This window comes from Rhodopirellula sp. MGV, from assembly GCF_002251265.1.
Classification (GTDB): domain Bacteria; phylum Planctomycetota; class Planctomycetia; order Pirellulales; family Pirellulaceae; genus Stieleria; species Stieleria baltica_A.
On the sequence record NZ_NPDI01000013.1, the window covers coordinates 1 to 18485 of the forward strand.

At 55.7% G+C, this 18485-nt stretch carries 13 protein-coding genes and 1 pseudogene; 6 read left to right on the forward strand and 8 right to left on the reverse strand.

Annotated features, from left to right (window positions below; genetic code table 11):
- Nucleotides 1–91: pseudogene (locus CGZ80_RS29205) on the reverse strand (RNA-binding protein); the annotation flags it as partial.
- A 465-nt stretch (nt 92–556) separates the two neighbouring features.
- On the opposite strand from CGZ80_RS29205, the gene CGZ80_RS05345 reads away from it, so the two are divergent.
- From CGZ80_RS05345 to CGZ80_RS05360, 4 genes are read left to right on the forward strand one after another with little or no spacing between them, the layout of a single operon-like run.
- Complete coding sequence (locus tag CGZ80_RS05345) at nt 557–1570, forward strand: metal ABC transporter solute-binding protein, Zn/Mn family (protein WP_094412136.1); 1014 nt, start codon at nt 557–559, stop codon at nt 1568–1570.
- Entirely contained in the window at nt 1570–2430 is an 861-nt protein-coding gene (locus CGZ80_RS05350; RefSeq protein ID WP_198953630.1) for an ABC transporter ATP-binding protein, read from the forward strand. The genes CGZ80_RS05345 and CGZ80_RS05350 overlap by 1 nt, the downstream gene beginning before the upstream one ends.
- Complete coding sequence (locus tag CGZ80_RS05355) at nt 2427–3911, forward strand: iron chelate uptake ABC transporter family permease subunit (protein WP_094412138.1); 1485 nt, start codon at nt 2427–2429, stop codon at nt 3909–3911. The genes CGZ80_RS05350 and CGZ80_RS05355 overlap by 4 nt, the downstream gene beginning before the upstream one ends.
- A complete protein-coding gene (locus CGZ80_RS05360) occupies nt 3908–5224 on the forward strand; it encodes a metal ABC transporter permease (RefSeq protein ID WP_094412140.1) in 1317 nt (438 codons plus the stop codon). The genes CGZ80_RS05355 and CGZ80_RS05360 overlap by 4 nt, the downstream gene beginning before the upstream one ends.
- 88 nt (nt 5225–5312) lie before the next feature.
- Here the strand turns inward: CGZ80_RS05360 and CGZ80_RS05365 are convergent, their stop codons facing one another.
- Both CGZ80_RS05365 and CGZ80_RS05370 read right to left on the reverse strand, forming a co-directional pair.
- Entirely contained in the window at nt 5313–6221 is a 909-nt protein-coding gene (locus tag CGZ80_RS05365) for a hypothetical protein (protein WP_143543754.1), read from the reverse strand.
- Between the two features lie 337 nt (nt 6222–6558).
- Nucleotides 6559–7872 carry a hypothetical protein gene (locus CGZ80_RS05370; RefSeq protein WP_094412144.1) on the reverse strand — a complete coding sequence of 438 codons (1314 nt, stop codon included), beginning with the start codon at nt 7870–7872 and terminating at the stop codon, nt 6559–6561.
- A 135-nt stretch (nt 7873–8007) separates the two neighbouring features.
- Between CGZ80_RS05370 and CGZ80_RS05375 the strand changes: the two genes are divergently transcribed.
- Nucleotides 8008–9534 (forward strand): sulfatase, encoded by a 1527-nt coding sequence (locus CGZ80_RS05375; RefSeq protein ID WP_233148241.1) that lies wholly within the window; start codon nt 8008–8010, stop codon nt 9532–9534.
- Nucleotides 9535–9675: 141 nt separating this feature from the next.
- Nucleotides 9676–10965, forward strand: coding sequence for a sodium:calcium antiporter (locus CGZ80_RS05380; RefSeq protein ID WP_094412148.1), 1290 nt, complete (start codon nt 9676–9678; stop codon nt 10963–10965).
- A gap of 3 nt (nt 10966–10968) precedes the next feature.
- Here CGZ80_RS05380 and CGZ80_RS05385 read toward each other — a convergent pair whose 3' ends face one another.
- The 5 genes from CGZ80_RS05385 to CGZ80_RS05405 all read right to left on the reverse strand — a co-directional run bounded on the left by CGZ80_RS05385 (nt 10969) and on the right by CGZ80_RS05405 (nt 17962).
- The gene (locus CGZ80_RS05385; protein ID WP_094412158.1) at nt 10969–11751 is read right to left on the reverse strand and encodes a creatininase family protein; all 783 of its coding nucleotides are present in this window, start codon (nt 11749–11751) and stop codon (nt 10969–10971) included.
- A 138-nt stretch (nt 11752–11889) separates the two neighbouring features.
- Nucleotides 11890–12288 (reverse strand): DUF3467 domain-containing protein, encoded by a 399-nt coding sequence (locus CGZ80_RS05390; protein ID WP_094412150.1) that lies wholly within the window; start codon nt 12286–12288, stop codon nt 11890–11892.
- Between the two features lie 294 nt (nt 12289–12582).
- On the reverse strand, nt 12583–14829 hold the full coding sequence (locus tag CGZ80_RS05395; RefSeq protein ID WP_233148242.1) for an HlyD family efflux transporter periplasmic adaptor subunit: 2247 nt from the start codon (nt 14827–14829) through the stop codon (nt 12583–12585).
- Nucleotides 14830–14910: 81 nt separating this feature from the next.
- Complete coding sequence (locus CGZ80_RS05400) at nt 14911–15867, reverse strand: efflux RND transporter periplasmic adaptor subunit (RefSeq protein WP_158222562.1); 957 nt, start codon at nt 15865–15867, stop codon at nt 14911–14913.
- A 34-nt stretch (nt 15868–15901) separates the two neighbouring features.
- Entirely contained in the window at nt 15902–17962 is a 2061-nt protein-coding gene (locus CGZ80_RS05405) for an efflux RND transporter periplasmic adaptor subunit (protein ID WP_094412154.1), read from the reverse strand.
- Nucleotides 17963–18485: the final 523 nt, after the last annotated feature.

Here is an 18485-nt window from a genome sequence, read left to right on the forward strand (position 1 = left end):
TGGCATCATCAACCTGGCCATACTGCCTAAAGAGTTCTTCCAACTTTTCGGTCGTCACGGACCAAGCTAGATTCCCCACATACATCTTCATCGCTTCAATCGCTCCCTAGTCCAGAAGGCCTATGCACTCGGAGCAGTCGGCGACGCACACACAGCGGTCCATTTCGTTCTGAGAGTTCGGTCTTCAATCACACGGGACGGCGCCAACCGCCATCCACTCAAGCGACGAGTGTAACACTATTTCTAGGTGGGTTGGCAATCATTCTGCTGGGTATATTCACTTCCTTGCAAAAAGTTCATCCTTTTAGCCCTTGCTTAGATGGTGACCGGAACACCCGAACAGCATAGTTATTACCCTCACTGGCAATGATGGCAAACCAGCCAGGTGTGGATTGGCTGCCAAACCGGCACCCGGCCCCGTCGGATCGCAGTGATTGACGACCACACCGAAACGCACGACCATGGATTCCCCATCAGAATCGTCTTGGCGGCCCCTCGCGGCGGCCCTTTCTTGGCTGCTCCCACGCTTCCTCCATCCACTGGTCGCTGATCAATCATGTCAGATCGCATTTCGCGGATTGCCAATCGCCTCGCCATCGCGGTGCTGTTCACATCCCTGCTGACATTTGCCGGGTGCGGTTCGAAACCCAACAAGACATCCTCGAAACTGAACGTGGTCACCACTGTCGGAATGGTCGCCGACCTTGTTCGACAAGTCGGTGGCGACGAAGTCGAGGTGATACAGATCTGTGGGGCTGGAGTCGATCCACACCTGTATAAACCCACGCGAGACGACGTGCTGCGCATTCGCGCCGCAGACATTGTCTTTTACAGCGGCCTGAAACTCGAAGGCAAAATGGTCGACACGCTCGAAAAGGTCGGCAAATCCAAACCCGTTTTCGCCATCACAGACACGATCGATCGCAGCGAATTGCTTTCCGGCGACGCCACTGAAACTTCATCTGACTCCGCACACGCCGATCCGCACCTGTGGAACGACGTTTCTCTGTGGAGCCAGTGTGTGCCGCTGATCGCCGAACAACTCGGCAAACTGCGACCTGAGGCGGCAGAAAAATTCAACGCCGCGGCGGATACCTATCAAACGCAATTGGCCGAACTGCACCAATACGGCAAAGACGTCACCGCATCGATTCCGGAGCAAAGCCGTTTGCTGATCACCTCGCATGACGCATTCAGCTACTTCGGCCGCGCTTATGGACTGGAGGTGCAAGGCATCCAGGGAATCTCCACCGAATCCGAGGCGGGACTACGACGCATCAACGAACTCGTCGACTTACTGATCGATCGCAAGGTCACCTCCGTATTTATCGAGAGCAGCGTCCGCCCCAAAAACGTCGAAGCCCTGATCGAAGGCGCGTCCCAACGCGGACATGAAGTCGAAACCGGCGGGGTACTCTACAGCGATGCGATGGGATCGGAAGGAACTTATGAAGGAACCTATGTCGGAATGCTGGACCATAACTTGACGACTACGGCGAAGGCGCTCGGCGGAGTGGTGCCAGAAGGAGGATTTCAGGGTAAACTCTCGGGAAAAACCGACTCCCACTGATGCCTGACCCGAACCTATCGTCCGAAGTCGACGCTGACGCTCCAGTCGTCGATGCTCCCCAATCCGAGACCCCAGCGTTTTCTGACACGTCGCTGTCGAACGTTCCGCTGTCGGTTTATGACCTGACGGTGGCGTATCATCGCAAACCGGTGATTTGGGACGTCTCCTTCGATTTACCGGCGGGCAGCTTAATCGGAATCGTCGGACCTAACGGCGCGGGGAAAAGCACTCTGCTGAAAGCGTCGATGGACCTGATCCCGCGTGCGTCGGGCCGAGTCCGGTTCTTTGGCCAAAGTTATCGCCAAGCCCACAACCGCGTCGGCTACGTCCCGCAACGAGAAAGCGTCGACTGGCAGTTCCCAGTCAGCGCTCTCGATGTCGTCACCATGGGTTTGTACGACAAGATCGGATGGTGTCGTCCGGTACGAAAACGGCACCGTGCCCTGGCCCGAGAAGCATTGCGACGGGTCGGGATCGGAGACTTGGCAGACCGTCAAATCAGCCAGTTGTCTGGCGGCCAACAGCAGCGAACGTTTCTGGCGCGTGCGTTAGTACAAGACGCTGACTTGTACCTAATGGACGAACCATTCGCCGCCGTCGATGCGTCCACCGAACATGCCATCGTCGAAATCCTTCGCGAGCTGAAAAGCCGTGGCAAGACTGCCGTTGTCATTCACCATGACTTGCAAACCGTCCCCGAGTACTTCGACTATGTCGTGCTGCTAAACATGCGGGTCGTCGCTCACGGCCCCGTGATGGACACGTTCACGCCCGAGAATCTGCAAAAGACCTACGGAGGTCGACTCACGCTTTTGGACGAAGTCACCGAAGCGATGCGTCGGCGTGAATCGAGTCTATGACGCCTTTGCATGACCTCCTATCGATCGGCTGGATGTGGCTGGTGCTCGTCACAGAGCTCCCCGATCTGTTGTCCGCCGCGACACAGTCGACACAGGATTCGTTGCTGGCTGATTTGATCCGTGTCGTGTCGATGCGTGACTACAACACACGCGTGGTGATCGTTGGTGTCGCAACGCTGGGCGGGGCCGCAGGTTTGGTCGGCAGTTTTACGCTCCTTCGCAAACGAGCCCTGATGGGTGACGCACTCGCCCACGCCAGCACCCCCGGTATCGCGATCGCGTTTATCGTGGCGACCAGCTTGGGCGGCGATGGAAAGTCGATCCCGGTACTACTCGCCGGTGCCAGCTTCACCGGCTTGATTGGCGTCGCGGGCATCCTGCTGATTCGAAACCAAACGCGACTAAAGGAAGACGCCGCACTCGGCATCGTGCTGAGTGTGTTCTTCGGTCTTGGAATGGCCTTGTTCGGTGTGATCCAGCAGATGCAAACGGGGCATGCCGCGGGCCTGGAAGGTTTTATCTTTGGCATGACCGCGTCGATGCAGGCCGCCGACGCTCAACTGATCGCGGCGGTATCGGTGATCGTGATCGCGGGATGCCTGTTGCTGTTCAAGGAACTGCAACTGCTGTGCTTCGACGAAGGCTTTGCCGGCGCACAGGGTTATCCCGTCGTGGTGCTGGACATCATCCTGATGGCGATGATCGTGCTGGTGACGATCGTCGGTCTACAAGCCGTCGGCCTAATTCTGATCATCGCATTGCTGGTTATCCCGGCAGCAGCGGCGCGGTTTTGGACCGAGACGATGTCGCGGATGATTGTCTGTTCGGCGGCACTTGGCGTCACCAGTAGTGTGATCGGCGGACTGGCGAGCGCGATGTTTCCGGGGCTGCCTTCGGGTGCGATGATCGTGCTCGTGTGTTCGGTATTTTTCTTTGTCAGCATGATGCTGGGAACACGTCGTGGTGTGCTGATCCGCTTGATTCGTCGTCGACAATTGAATCGGCGCATCGATCGCCAGCACCTTTTGCGTGCCATGTACGAACAGATCGAACGGGACCAAGACGCCGTCGACGAATCGCTGTCGCATCGCAAGACCCCCGTTTCGGTCGCCAAATTACTGTCGATGCGAAGTTGGACACTGCGTCGTTTGGAGCGAGCGATCGATCGCGCCGTCGAAGATGACTTGGTTCGTCGGTCGAACGGTTCCTGCCGCTTGACCGGCGCCGGTTTGACCGAAGCCGCACGTCTGACGCGACAACACCGGCTTTGGGAAATGTACCTGATCACGTACGCCGAAGTCGCGACCGCGAATGTGGACCGTGACGCCGACGCGATCGAACACGTGTTGGCCCCCGAGGTGATCGATCAACTCGAAGACCTGCTCGACGAACAAGGCACGATGATCGCCGTTCCGGTCAGTCCTCATGACATCGCCCCTGAAGCCGAAATGGAAAACAAAACGGGCGGGGGCGAAGCATGATGGCATCGGTGCAGTGGGCCTGGTCACTCGACGGCTGGATCATCTTGGTCGGCGCGTTTGCCGCTGTCAGCGCGGCATTGCTGGGCAATTTCTTGGTGCTGCGGCGGATGAGCATGCTGGGCGATGCGATCACGCACGCGGTTTTGCCCGGCATCGCGACCGCGTTCTTTATCACCCAGTCACGCGACTCGTTGACGATGTTCATTGGCGCGGTGGTCGTCGGAATTTTGACGGCGTTCTTCACCGAATGGATCCGAAATGCGGGCAACGTCGACGAAGGCGCATCGATGGGCGTGGTGTTCACGTCACTCTTTGCACTCGGTCTCGTCCTGCTCGTCCAAACCGCCGACAACGTGGACTTGGACCCCTACTGTGTGCTGTATGGGGCGATCGAACTCGCGCCACTCGACACCATGGATTTTTTCGGCAACGAAATCCCGCGTGCCGCCGTCATTCTCGGGGCGGTGACGCTAATCAATATCCTGTTTGTCATCTTGTTCTTCAAAGAACTGCGTCTGACATCATTCGACCCTGCCTTGGCGACGACGATGGGTTACTCCGCCAAACTGATGCACTACGCATTGATGGTATTGGTGTCTGTTACCGCGGTCGCATCATTCGAAAGCGTCGGCAGTATCTTGGTCGTAGCGATGTTTGTTGTTCCGCCGGCAACCGCATACATGTTGACCGATCGGTTGGGCATCATGATTTTGCTCAGTGCGATAATCGCCGCCGCATCGGCGATCTCGGGACACGCGATGGCGATCACGGTACCGACCTGGTTGGGATTCGGCAGCACAACGACAGCGGGAATGATCGCAGTCGCTACCGGAATCATTTTTTTACTCGCCGCAACATTCAGCCCGACACATGGCGTGGTCGTTAAAGCAGTTCGGCGGCAAGTCCTGTCGATGACGATCTTGTGCGATGACATTGTCGCATTTCTGTTCCGCGCCGAAGAGATTGACCATCGGACTCCGACGGCAGAAGAGTTGCAGGAAAACCTGCTGGCGACCAATCGGGCACTCAAGATCGCACTGATGCTGCTACGGCGTTCCGGTGAACTGCAAGCCGGGACGACTTCGTTGCACCTGACAGATACCGGCCGACGTCGCGGCCAACGACTGGTTCGATCACACCGCTTGTGGGAACAGTACTTGGTCGATCGCGCAGGCCGAGAAACGGATCGGATTCACGATCAAGCCGAACGTTTCGAGCACTTTACCGATCGGGAGCTTAGAGAGCAATTGGCCGAACAAACCGATGGGCCGACGGAGGATCCACACGGACGGCCGATTCCGGATGAGCACTAAATGGCCGACTCGTCGCCTTTCACACCGCAAACGGGTGTCGTGAAACACAACGCTTGCGATGTAAAAGGCGACACTGCAGAAGGACGCTTTACGCGGCGCGGCGAAGCGGGGCTTCGCCAGCGAAGGACCGCAATTTCAATCGACGTGCAAAATCGTCTGCGGTTGCAACAACGGTCGGATCGATGGCTCGACGTACCGCCGCCATGTTGCCTTGATGCTTTTTCATTCCCATCGCTTCACCCATCGATCCCTCGCCAAACAAGGCGCCCTTCAAGCTCGCGCCGAAGCTGGGAACGCGGGTGCTGCCGAATAGGTGAGCATGAATCGCACCGAGCAATTGCCCACGTGCGAAGTCCGAAATGTCTTCTGGAAACACTGCGGATTGCATTTCGATTTGGAACGACTGGTCAACTTGGATGTCCCATCCGGACTTTCGCACCAAGCCACTGAAGGCATACGCGATCGTGATCGGATCGTTCATTGCCGGTGCGACTGCGGTCAACAAGTCGTCAAGCAGTTGCCGACGCAGCATGACACCGCCAAGGTAAAAGCCCTCCACTTTCCCAACCTTCGCATCGATCGGTTGGCACAATCGAGCATCGGTGTTTTTCCAAGCAGTCGCACATCCGGTCTCACGGTCACGCGACTGGCGTGGGACGAGGGCGCCAACCGCCGGATCGTCGAATTGTGCCAGTGCCGAATCCATCCAACCCGATCGCACTTTCATGCCGCTGGTCAAAAGATGGATCACGGGGGATGAAGTCGCATCAAATGCGTCGCGGATCAAGTCAACCAGGTTGTTCGAGCGAGCAGTCACGATGGCCAGTTCGCTGGCCAATTCAAAAGGGTCTTCGTAACTGCCGTTGTGTACTGCGATCACTTCACAGTTCTCGTCAGCGCTCTCAAGCACACTCAACAGCGTGTCCTCGAACAGTTGGTTATCCCGTTCGAGCGGCACGATTACAGATACGCGGTCATTGCGCAAAGCGTTTGACACTGGAGATCTCCAGTCAAGCGAAAGAAACATCGTCGCCAATCAATCGGCGAACGGAAGTTTGCATCGGACTATGAGTACCCGATTTTCAACTGCGCTAGGGAGGATTCGAGGGTGCAATAACCGTCGCGGGCATCTCCACAGGAAAAACCGGAAGAGTTTTCCTATTGCTAGCGTCAGCAGGGCCTCAGTTGGAGTAAGGGAGATCCGTCACAGGGAAGGGGGCATGCAAACCAACAGCCGGTTGAACGGCCCAATCCGCCACTCCGGCCAGACGCTCCCTGGCCATAGGAGCGGATTTCGCCGTACTCGCGATCAGGGCCTGCAAACAGTCAATGTGCTACTTGGCAAGAAAGTGCCCAACCGTCGTGATCGGAAACTCAGTCCGCAACGTTCTGGCCTCTTCATCGCTCGGCACAAACACGCGAATGTCTGATTGGTCGAACACATCGAGATCGACATTGCCGTCAAACCGCCACTCGCGTTCTGCTGTCCAATCGAACGTTCGCCCTTCAGCTTGAAATCGAAAGCGTTGATCAGCAGGCAACGACTTGCGTTCCTCAGGCGATCCATAGAGAACCGACTCCACGCCCGCTCGATACGCAGCGTCTTTGCGAATCGCGATGCCGTATGGTTCATAGTCCCAGCGATGCAGGTGAGGACGATAACATCGTCTGGCGAGCAACGAAGAAAGCGAGCAATTGGCAAAACACACCACGGGCGTGTCACGGCAACTGGTCAGCGCCGAAGCGACCAAACGCTTCATCCGCAGAATCCGCGACAAGGATCCTAGGCAAGTCCCGCGATAACCATCCAGCAACGCAGTCGCGGAGTCGGATTCCGAAAGCATCACCCAATCGCGATATTGTGACACGGTTTCACCTGGCCACGGCCCATGGCAAGCACGCGTGCAATGCACCAACCAGTTTTCGTCATCATCGCACCACTCCGAGTCGCGTTGCCGAAGCAGCGTTTCCTCCGGTGAAACCGAATCACATTCGTTTGGTGTCAATCGATCGCTCGATTGGCCAAAACGATGCCAGCCGATCGCGCCAAGTTCCAGCAATTGATCGAAAAGCTGGTTTGCTTTGCGCTGTTGCGACGACGACGTTTCCGGCATCAACTTGGATGGTGTCGGTGTGGCCACGCGGACGCTGGCGTCACGCCGTCCCAGCAACCGATTGCGAAGCACCGTTTCAACGGTCCCGCCGGCGCGGACGAACACACAGTCGACTCGATCGGCCAGTTCCACGATTGCTTGATCGCGTCCCAGCGGCTGATCCGTTTCAATGTTAACGCACGGTCGGGCTTGGTCTTCCAAAACATTGCTGCGTGATGATCCGTTGACGGTGACCATCACGTACGGAACTCCAAACGTTTCGGCGGCGCGAATGGCCCATGGTTCAATCGCCGAATGTTTGGCGATCAACAACACACGATTTTCCATTCTGGCTTGCATCATCGCCAGCGTCAGATATTTGCACGCGTGCCTGTGTAGCGGCAACGAACGCCCCAGATGGCTCGAAATTGTCGCTATAGTGGTGGCGTTTTCGAGAACTCGAAGCGCAGCCCAATTGGGGTGCAATGTCGCCGATTCGACTGATGCCAGCAGCGGCGATTGTGTTTCGAGCTTCTGTGTTTTGAGCTTCGCCATCACAGAGTCTCCGAGTCAGCGGTGACCAAGACTTGTTGTGCATTCCACACCGTTCAGCCTAACGATTACGCTGGGTGGTTCAAGGATCGTCTCACAGCCGCTACAGGTTTTCCAATGTTTCGACGGATGCTATCAATGAACAGTAGTCACCCGATCCGGCGCTCCATTTGCCAAATGATCGTGTTTTTCGCCGCGAGCACACTGTGTTTTTCCGTGAGCGGCATCGCCGACGATCGTCCGAATGTGATCCTTTTTATCGCCGACGATGTAAGCTGGAACGACTACGGTTGTTATGGGAACGACGCCGCGCGCACTCCGAACATCGACTCGCTCGCGGCCAGTGGGCTACGATTTGATCAGGCATTCTTGACCGCCAGTAGCTGCAGCCCATCACGAAGCAGCATCATCACCGGGCGCTACCCACACAATAACGGACAAGGCGCCGAGCTTCACAATCCGATCTCGAACCACTTGCCTTGGTTCCCCGAGATCCTGCGACAGAAAGGTTATTACACCGCGTTGTCCGGCAAACATCACATGACAACCACCGAACTCGGTGAAGGCGACTCGCCAAGGCCAACGCCGTTTGATCATGTCGACAACGGCAAGATTCCCGGCGACACGTCAGGATCGGCAAACTGGCTTTCCGTTCTCAACGATCGCCCAAAAGACAAACCGTTTTTCTTTTGGTTTGCTGCCTACGACGCGCACCGTGCATGGGACGGGGATAAACAATGGGATGCCCAGCGGTACGGCCCAATGCACTCGCCCGACGACGTCGTTGTTCCACCGTTCTTGTCCGACGATCCGAAGACGCGAGACGACTTGGCATCGTATTACAACGAAGTCACACGGTTCGATTACCGGATTGGTGTGGTTGTCGAGCGACTTCGCGAACAGGGGATTTTTGACAACACGTTGATCTTTGTTCTTGCTGACAACGGACGTCCATTCCCACGCGCCAAAACACGACTACACGATTCTGGCATGAAGACCGCCTTGGTGACGTCTTGGCCCGATGGCATCAGGCATTCTGGCGACACGAACCAATTGGTCAGCGTGATCGACTTGGCACCCACCATCCTGGACGTCGCCGGATGTGAAGTCCCTGAAACGATGCAAGGTGTTTCGATGCGACCGATCTTCCAGTCCTCCAAAAACGCGATTCGTCGGTACGCTTTTTCTGAACACAATTGGCACGACTATGAAGCGTTCGGACGCAGCGTCCGCGACGGCGAGTACTTGTATTTGATCAACCGACGCGTGGAACTTCCTTGGCAAGGCCCCGCCGATTCTGTCCGCAGCCCTTCACACCAACAACTCCGGAAGCTCCGTGACCAAGATGACTTGAACGGGCCGCAAGCAGATGTGTTCTTGTCGCCACGCCCGGCAGCAGAGCTTTACCACACCGGCAACGATCCTCATCAGTTGACCAATCTGGTTGGTAGCTCGGATCACGCCGAGATTGAATCCGAGCTTCGCCAGGTACTCCAACAGTGGATGAGCCAAACGGGTGATAGCGTGCCCAATAAGATTTCACCGGACACGTTTGATCGCGAAACGGGAGAACGGTTAAAACCGAAGTCAATCGATGCGGCGGGTGCGATGACCCCAGGGCAAGATCGCCGTGCGGACCAGAATAATGCCCCAGGCCCGCGTTGATTCACCGCAGCATTGGCGATTTCAATCTTGATACGACTGGGCAATTTTGACGCGATTGATTGCCAGCGATTCGAAAGCGTGCCACAATCCGCATCCTGCCTCCACCGAACCTGCACTCTTTGGGAATAGTCCGCCAGGATAATGGGAATCGTCATTCCTCTGATTTTGATCTTCTTCGCGTGTTTGATTATCTGGCGAGCGTGCGACGGATTTGAAGTTGCCTCGGAATACATCGGGCGAAATCTCTCCGAAGGTGTTCGCGGAGGAACGATCAACGCGATCTCAAGTTCGATCCCCGAGCTCTTTACGACGTTGATCGCGTTGTTTGTGCTGGCCGACCGCGACGGATTCGCGGTCGGCATCGGGACCACCGCAGGCAGCGCGTTGTTCAATGGGATGATCATTCCCGCGACTTGCATCCTGGCGGTCGTGGGCACCGTCTTGGCGGGAACCAAGGTCACTTCGGTCAACGTTTCCCGAAAAGTTATCTTACGGGACGGGATCGCATTGATCATTTGCGAGTTCGTTTTGATCTTGCTGATCAACGGCGAAAGACTGCATTGGTGGCAGGGCTTGGTCATGATCGGGATGTACGCTGCCTATCTGACCTACATGATCTCGTCGATGAAGTCCGCCCCTCGAACGCCTGAGGATGACGACGACGATTCGGCAGACGACCTTCCGGCAGACGACGATGAAGCACGCGGCCCGATGGGCACGCTGTTCTATTGGCTTTCAGGTGGGCCACTGCTCAACCTCGAAGGCTTCTTTATCAAGGAAACACATCGCCAACAGATCAAGGAAGAACGCTGGAACGGATGGCCGCTCTTGCTGGCATCGACCGTCGTGATCGGTATCGCCTGCTGGTTCCTGGTCGTCGCTTGTGAATGGCTGGGAACCGGGAATGACGCCCACCCGTCCTACACGCTGTTCGGGAACGAATACGTCGGACTTGGGATACCGGCAATGTTTGTCGCCGTCATCTTTGCATCCATGGCAACCAGCGTTCCCGATACCGTGATGTCCGTTCGCGATGCACTTGATGGTGACTATGACGATGCCGTTGCCAACGCACTGGGCAGCAATATTTTTGACATCTGTTTCGCGCTTGGATTCCCGCTGTTCCTGTTCACGTTGATCGACGGCCCGATCAAGATGACCCCGCAGATCGCCGAACAAAGTGGTGAGTTGCGGTTGCTGTTGTTGATGCTGACGATCATCGGATTCTTTGTGTACTTCTTTGGCAAGAAACAGCGAACCGCCGAGGGTGTCGAGTATGTCGAGATGAAACGCGGCAAAGCGTTTAGCTTGCTTGCGATCTATATCGTTTTCGTTGTCTACATCATCGGACGATCCGTCAACTCACCAGTCGCGCACACCATCTCGCTCTGGCTGCAAAAGATCCTGGTACTACTTCCCAACCTCGGCTAAACGTCAGAACGGGAATTGCTCATCGACGTCGCTGGCGGCAAGTTCAACCAGGAACTGTGAAATCCGGTCGACCAACACTTCCATTAGCTTGTGGCCTTTCTCGGCCCTGGCCGGATGTGGGTTGCCCGAGCCCGTATTGCTGGTCAGCAAATGCCATGGGCGAGTGATAGAAATCCATCCTTGGTTCACCGCATCAAAACGAGTTGATTTCACGGCACCATCATCGGCAATGATCGCGCCATCTCGATCAGTTGCCACGAACTCGCGAAAGAATGCGAGCCCCAGCGCGGTTTCCATTTCACCGGCATGGTCGCCAGGCTCGTCAAAGATATCGGCCTGAACGTCGGCGCTGATGCCGCGAAACCAATCACACAAAAACATCTTGCATGGCGTTTGGTTGACCAGTTCTCGCAGCATCGGTTTGAACTCGTTGCCACCATGACTGTTCAAGATCAGGAGCTTTTTGATTCCACTGTTACTGAGCGAACCAAGCAAATCACGCAGGATCGTTTGCAGTGTTGACGGGTGCAGGTTCATCGACAGCGGGAAACGCGCCTGGTTGGTTTCCGTTCCATAGGGAATCGGTGGAAGCATCACGACGCGGGCCCCAAGGTCCCAAGCGGCTTCACACGCACGACTGGCTATCTCGGTCGCTTGAAAGGTGTCGGTGCCGTACGGCAAATGCAGATTGTGTGGCTCGGTGGCTCCGGTCGGCAACACCGCGACTTCATACGGACAATCTTTGACAAAGCCGTAGTTGATTTCGGAAAGAATCCAAGGACGCATGGTGCGATGAGGCATAGGAGTTTGAACAAGTGAATGCGGGGTGAGCCACCAGCGTTCATCATAGCGTTTGCGCATCAAAAAACCGTGCGCCGATCAAATCGGCACACGGTCAGTTGAACACAAACAGGTCCGCGAGGACTACTTGTTTTCGCTAGCCGCTGGAGCGGGAGCTGCGGGAGCCGGAGCTTGTTGGGTCAAGCCTGGGCGAACGCGTTTGTTGATGTCGGTTTCCAAAACGCCGAAGACAGCTTCGTGACGCGCGATCGACATTTGCAGTGCAGCCAGCAAACGTTTCGCGGTGTAGAAGTTCACGATGATACGTTGCTTGACTTCGATAGGATCCTTAGGAACACCGATCGGTTGTGGGTTCAAGCCGAAGTCAACGATCAGTTCTTCGGGAGAGCCGGTGACGCGGCAGAAGTTTGCGTAGGTTGCCAGTGCGTTGTCGTCGTTGACTTGAACCTGAACAGGTTGTTGCGATTGTGCTTGTTCCGCTGGAGGTGCAGCAGCGTCAGGTTTCTTTGCTTCATCAGCCATCGATGAAAATTCTCCACTAAGGGGTAAGGGTCGCGACCGTGAACCAACGACTTGGGGCAGATCGCTCGAAACAGGGAAAAGGACTGAACCGCGTCGGGTTCCCAAATCATCGATCACACTTCCATTGCGGGGTGACGCATTGCATCGTACCGCCAACAGGTGACTTGGGAAACCGCCGCTGTCGCATTCATTTCATGCCAGCAGTTAAATAGCTTGAAGATGCGTTAACTAGGAAAAACACGTTGTGAACACGAGGAAATAAAACGTTGTGATGACGTAACTTGTGCGACCGGACTAAAACTCAAAATTAAATGTTTTCGCAATCACGCGCCACAGTCGCTGACCGAGTGACTTGTCTTCGACGTGGACTTTCGCGCTCCCACGATAGCCGGGACGAAGTGGTAAATCGGCGGTCGGATCGATCTGCAATGGCACGCGAGCTTGGTAGGTCACGCTACGCGGTTTGACCTGGCCGGTCGCCGGATCAATCTCCGTTTGCAAGTCGCTGCCGGTTTGGCTGGACATCGATGTCGAGGTATTGCGAAGCGGCTCACGAGCCATCTCTTCGACCGTTCCCGAAAACGTATCCATCCGTCGGGAATCCAATTTCATGTCGACCGCTTGGCCAACACTTACCAACTGGACGTCACCTTGATCGATCGCCAGAATCGCTTCGAAGTCATCGGCGTTGCCGATCTCACAAAGCAAGTCTTCTGCGCTTAAGGTGGCGCCGCGGTTTCGCAGTTCCAATGGTGATCCCCACCAGGTCGGCAGTTGGCCCGATTCGGCCCCCTGCAACGGTTTCTTTGGCGGAGGAATCACGATGCCGGAAATTGGTGCGACAACCGTCAATCGGTCTAATTCGACTTGCGTCTTTTGCTTAAGTTCCCGAACCGCGGCCAACATTTTCTCTTGCGTATCGATTTGCGCGGCAAGCGACCGATCACTGATGCGTCGCTGTTTGAGTTTCTCCAAAGTGGTTTCGGCAACCGCTTCTTCGATCTGCAAATCCTGCATTCGCATTTCCAGATCAGGATTCTTTAACACAGCGATCGTCTGGCCCGTTTCGACAAACTGGCCGGGCTCGACCGTGGTGACGATCTGACCAGAACTGCCCGCATAAACACGTCCGGCTTCGCCAGGGCGAACTTCAAATGCCGCATCGATATGGTGCGGAAGTGGGATGTAGCAAACGGCCACAATCACCGTTGCGGCGACGGCCGCCGTGACCATCACGTTGAACCGTTTCACTTTCGAAAGTCTCCCGGGAGTTCGACAAAATTTCCAGGTTTGAATCACCGGCTGGGCCACCAGGCCAAAGAACCCGACCACCGCGACCGCGCGGCCGATGACCTCAAGACCATAGGGTTCTAAAACCTTGATCACGAACCAGCAGATCGAGAACACAACCACCCAGCGATAGATGACGCTGGCGATTGTGAACATCGCGAACCAAAATCGTCCGCGGGTTGGCAAGAATGGATCGTCTTGAAGCTCCAGCCCCAAACAAGTCTTTTGGAACCAACGCTTCAGCACCTCGGTGCTCTTTTGCCGGAGGTTAGGAATCTCCAGCATGTCCATCAGGATGTAGTAGCCGTCGAAACGCAGCAGCGGGTTACCGTTAACCAACACGGTGCTGACGACGTTCAAGAACATCATGTTCAAACAGAGGTCATTGACCGTTGTTCCGGATTCGGTGAAGAACCAGACGAACGCGGCAAGCGACGCGAGGATCATTTCCACATAAATCCCGCCGGCACCGATCCACACCCGCTTCCATTTGTTGGGCAACATCCACGAATCGGAAACGTTGCAATACAAACACGGCGTGAATACCAACAGCATGAAACCGATTTCGTGACACTCCCCGCCAAACTTTTTACAGCTCAGTCCGTGTCCGAATTCGTGTAACACTTTGACGATCGCCATCGTCGCCGCCAGGATGATCCAGCGGTCGGCGGCGAAGAACTGCTGAAACGTCGGCAGCCGTGAATAGACGGTTTCGTACTGCGTCGCCAGCAGCAACGACGCGGCACCGAGCATCCCGATGAAAAAGAACAATGCCGGGACGGTGAAAATCCAACCGAACCAAGGCAGGATCGCATTGAGGATTTTCTCGGGGTCAAAGCCACGGAAGCGAAGTGCGAACACGTTGGCCATCTTGCCCAACGTCTCTTTGTTTCGTTTTTTTCGACCACGATGACGAAGTGCCTTTCCCTGGCCGGGTGAGTTACTGATCACCAAGCCGCTGCGGTGCAACATCCCGATGAACTGTTGCAAATCGCCAAACGTGATTTTTTGTGGCGCGAATCGCTGCTCAAACCCGTCTTTGATTTGTTGCAAACTGACATGCCCATCCAGCATGTTCAGAATGAAATACTCTTCGTCATGAAAACGAAAGTACTGCAAACCGACAGGTTCTTTCAAAACCCAATAGCCCGTCCCCTGGTAACGGTGGCGACTGGAAACCAAGTCCGGTCGCTTGCGCACCGTCAACGGACGCGACGAGCTACTGACGAGAGATTCGGCGAGTGTGGCCATGAAGGGAAACGGTGAAAAGAATCAGTTCGTTGTTGTGGCGAAGACGTATGGCGGCGACGCCAAACTTGCGAAGCAGTCAGCCTATTGAGGAATCACCTGAATCTCGGCTTCCATTCCCGGCTTGATCAGCCACTCATTTCCCGATCGGCGGTTTTTGATCTTGGCCCAGACACGATGGGATTGGTTCAAGTCCAACTCAGTACTGATGTAGTCCAAGGTGCCATCGAATTCTTCGGTCATCGGCGAAGCATCCGTTCCGCCAACGACGATTCTGATTTTTACAGGCTGACCGCGATGAATCGAACGACCATAGGACAATGCGTGGACGGCACCTTCGACACGCAACTCGTCCATTTGCACCAGTTCGACAATCGGGCTGCCACGCTGAACCCACTCGCCAAGTTGGGCATATCGGTTTTCAACAAACGCGTCAAAATCGGCCCGAATCGTACGGGTCTCGATCTCGTGCTTGGCAAGCTCCGTTTCAGCTTGCTTGACCATGTACTCGGCCATCGCTGACTTCTCGTTCAATTCAGCCAGTTCGATTCGCAGCTTCGCACGCTCCGCCTCGGCCTGTTTTTTTCGCATCTCCCAAAACGGGGCCGCACTCTGATCAAACAACTCTTCATAGGCTTTCGATTCGGCCCGAGCGATTTCTTCGGTCGCAACCGCATCTCGATAGTTGATGTGATCCTGTGCTTTGATCTTCGCCACGACTTCTTCGCGTAGCTTGAGGTCCATCGTCAGTTCGGCTTGCTTGGTATCGACCAAAGCCAAGACGTCGCCTTTCTTGACAAACTGGCCTTCTTCAATCTTCAAATCCGTAAGCTGACCGTCTGATTTGGACGGGATCTTACTCTTGTGATTGAACTGAACGACACAGCCACCGATACGCACACCCTGCTCGGACATTCCCGAAGTCGCACCGCGAGGTGGCCCCTGAGTTCCCGTTTGAGCAATGGTGGGCGATGCCATAAAGACGAATCCACACAAGCATCCGAAGGCAATGCCGCGGATCAAGGCGTTTGGTTGATGCATGGTATTGATTGACATTGAAGATGAATGGATTGTCTTAAAAGAAGAACTTGCAAAGCCATTCGTAGATTTCGTGAAAGAACACGAACCCACTTGGCTCACGCCCGCAGTGAATCTTTGCCAAGACGGACGATCCCGGTGGTGGGGCCATCTTCTTGAGCGATTCGGGGTCCGGATACGCTTCCATCTCGATGATGGCGCCGTGCTCTTCATGCGACTCTGCCCGAGGCGAAATGTTCGCAATCGGCAGACTGGCCGTTAACGGATCCATCGTCGGATCCAATTGCATGATGTACGTCACTTCCAAAGCGTCGGTGACGTTGTTTTCGCGGATGAATTCGTCGAGGTGACCTTCGCGTTTTTCTGGCAACGCGATCCGCAGTTCGTATGGCTGATCCAAGTCGGCGATTTCCAACAGCACTTGGCCAGTCATGATCGGGCGGCTTCGCAGCGTGTTCTCCACATCAAACGTGGTCACGACGCCGTTGATGGGCGAACGAACCTGCAGCTCTTCGCGGCGTTTTAACTGCAACTCCAGTTTCTTGCCCAGCGATTCAAGCTTCGTACGCAGTTCGCCTTCTTGACCTTGAAGTGCCAGCAGGTCAGCACGATCCATTTCACGCCGACCGATCCGTTGCTGGCCCATTACCTTGGCGAGCTCGGCACTTGTCGTGCTGATCTGGCCCTGCAAGTCTTCGAGCTGAATGTCGATCTCGGGGTTACGTAGCTGGACCAACAACTGGCCCGCTTCGACCTTGTCGTTTCGCTTGACCAAGACGTCGACCACTTCGCCATCGACACTGGCAAAGATTTGGCGACGGACAGTTGGTTCCAAGGTGCCTTCGGCGGAAAGATTGAAATCCTTCTGGATGATCGTCAGGCCGAGTGCCACGATCAGAACCAATGCGATGATGCCCAACGTTTTGGGCAACGTGCGTGCACGCAAAATCCACGACGCGCGGCCGAGTGCTCGCCACACCGGCATCATGAACAGGTTGCTGTGCGACTGGGAATTCGCGATCGCCCGTGTGCCGTGCTCGTAAACCAAGTCACAGCGTTGACGAAAGATCTCGCGGGGGATGTCGGTTTCAATCTGTTCGACGATCAGTGCCCCGATGACTTCACCGCGGTGAGCATTGTCACGGTCGATTTCGCCCGCGGCACCAGAATCTTCGTCGGCCCCCAACTTTCGCATCGGTTCACGAAGCGGCAAGACGGCGATGTTTCGGCCATAGGACTGATCGACGTAATCTTCCAACGCCTCCTCGATCTGAGGCGGCAAGTCTTCGGTCGCGCCATCGTGATACAACGGTTCGCCGGCGGCGCAAACGCGGGTCGCCAAGTTATTGAGCGCGGCAACAATGTTCGAACGGTTTTCAATCGTGTCTTGGCCACTGATCGCTTCGACAGTGCATTTGCGACCTTTCTTGATCGCGACACTGACGCGGTCACAACCGATCAAACGACGACCTTCGTTGGCGACGACATACGCGGTCTCGGCCAGATCGAGCGACTCGTGTGCGGCCCGTGCAAACGAATCCGCCTGTTGCCAAAGTGTCTGTCGGTCACCGAGCGAACGCAGCTTTTGGCTTCGCAGCCACTCCGCCGCCAACGAACACATCTGTTCGAGAAAACGCAGGTAACCACGCTGTGTTTCCGGCGCGGTATCGGGTCGCTGAAAGACTTCGATCAGACCGTCTTTGTGGCCATCGTGTGCCAGCGCCCCAAGGACCAACAAATAACGAGTCGGGTTGCCCTGTGCATCACCGTCGGTCGTCCCGCTGTACGGCGGCACCAACATCGACTGGCCAGCGTTTGCCACGCGGCTGATCAGTCGTGAGTGCCGAACGGAATCCTCGGTATCGTCAACCAAGATCGCCGGTTCGGCATTGATTTGATACTGCAGCTTTAACTGCTTGTCATCATCGAGCAGCCAAATCGCTCCACCAGCCGCCGCCAGTGCGGTGATGATACGACTGAGCAGCTCCGGATAGAACTCTTCCGCGGTCGCGCCACTCTTGGCAAGCGCCGCGATCTCATTGACCAGCCCGCGAATCTGCGCCTTGGTCTCTTCAACCGTTTGCTGATTGACCGACATCGATTTGACGTAGAACTCCGAGGGAAATGAATCGGGGACGTGGCTAACAAGACTACGTCCAGAATTGGGCGGTCGGGCGACAGTAGTAAATTCGGCCCGCAGAATCCATGTTGACCTGAATGTTCCGATTTGAATGACCGTCCGCCCGCACGGTGTGTACCGGTTTTGGCGATTCAACCTCGACATCGTATACGCTTTGTATATGATCGTCCACACATATGGATCACGATTGCCCCCCACCAAGACGAAGCTTTCATGAAGCGGCCTCAGAACGCGCAGTAGCCGACGAACCGTCACAACCGCCGCAGGCGTCACTCTGTCGCCACAAACCGTTGCTCAGAAAGGGATTGCGCCGCGTCGTGCGGACGCCCTCGGTGTGTTGGGTGTGTTTGGTTTGGGTTTGAACCCTGGGTGATCGCCGCGACTGCCGTCTCGTACGTCGTCACGATTCTGCTCTTCATGCGATCGGTGATGTTCATCCACGAGTTGGTGCACTTGCCCAAACAAGGCTTTCAGGCATTCC

Excerpts from the sequence above, each read along its gene's own strand:
- CGZ80_RS05350 (WP_198953630.1), top strand. The coding sequence starts at position 1,570 with ATGCCTGACCCGAACCTATCGTCCGAAGTCGACGCTGACGCTCCAGTC.
- CGZ80_RS05390 (WP_094412150.1), bottom strand. The coding sequence starts at position 12,288 with ATGGCTGATGAAGCAAAGAAACCTGACGCTGCTGCACCTCCAGCGGAA.
- CGZ80_RS05345 (WP_094412136.1), top strand. The coding sequence starts at position 557 with ATGTCAGATCGCATTTCGCGGATTGCCAATCGCCTCGCCATCGCGGTG.
- CGZ80_RS05355 (WP_094412138.1), top strand. The coding sequence starts at position 2,427 with ATGACGCCTTTGCATGACCTCCTATCGATCGGCTGGATGTGGCTGGTG.
- CGZ80_RS05405 (WP_094412154.1), bottom strand. The coding sequence starts at position 17,962 with ATGTCGGTCAATCAGCAAACGGTTGAAGAGACCAAGGCGCAGATTCGC.
- CGZ80_RS05370 (WP_094412144.1), bottom strand. The coding sequence starts at position 7,872 with ATGGCGAAGCTCAAAACACAGAAGCTCGAAACACAATCGCCGCTGCTG.
- CGZ80_RS05375 (WP_233148241.1), top strand. The coding sequence starts at position 8,008 with ATGAACAGTAGTCACCCGATCCGGCGCTCCATTTGCCAAATGATCGTG.
- CGZ80_RS05380 (WP_094412148.1), top strand. The coding sequence starts at position 9,676 with ATGGGAATCGTCATTCCTCTGATTTTGATCTTCTTCGCGTGTTTGATT.
- CGZ80_RS05360 (WP_094412140.1), top strand. The coding sequence starts at position 3,908 with ATGATGGCATCGGTGCAGTGGGCCTGGTCACTCGACGGCTGGATCATC.
- CGZ80_RS05400 (WP_158222562.1), bottom strand. The coding sequence starts at position 15,867 with ATGCATCAACCAAACGCCTTGATCCGCGGCATTGCCTTCGGATGCTTG.
- CGZ80_RS05395 (WP_233148242.1), bottom strand. The coding sequence starts at position 14,829 with ATGGCCACACTCGCCGAATCTCTCGTCAGTAGCTCGTCGCGTCCGTTG.
- CGZ80_RS05385 (WP_094412158.1), bottom strand. The coding sequence starts at position 11,751 with ATGCGTCCTTGGATTCTTTCCGAAATCAACTACGGCTTTGTCAAAGAT.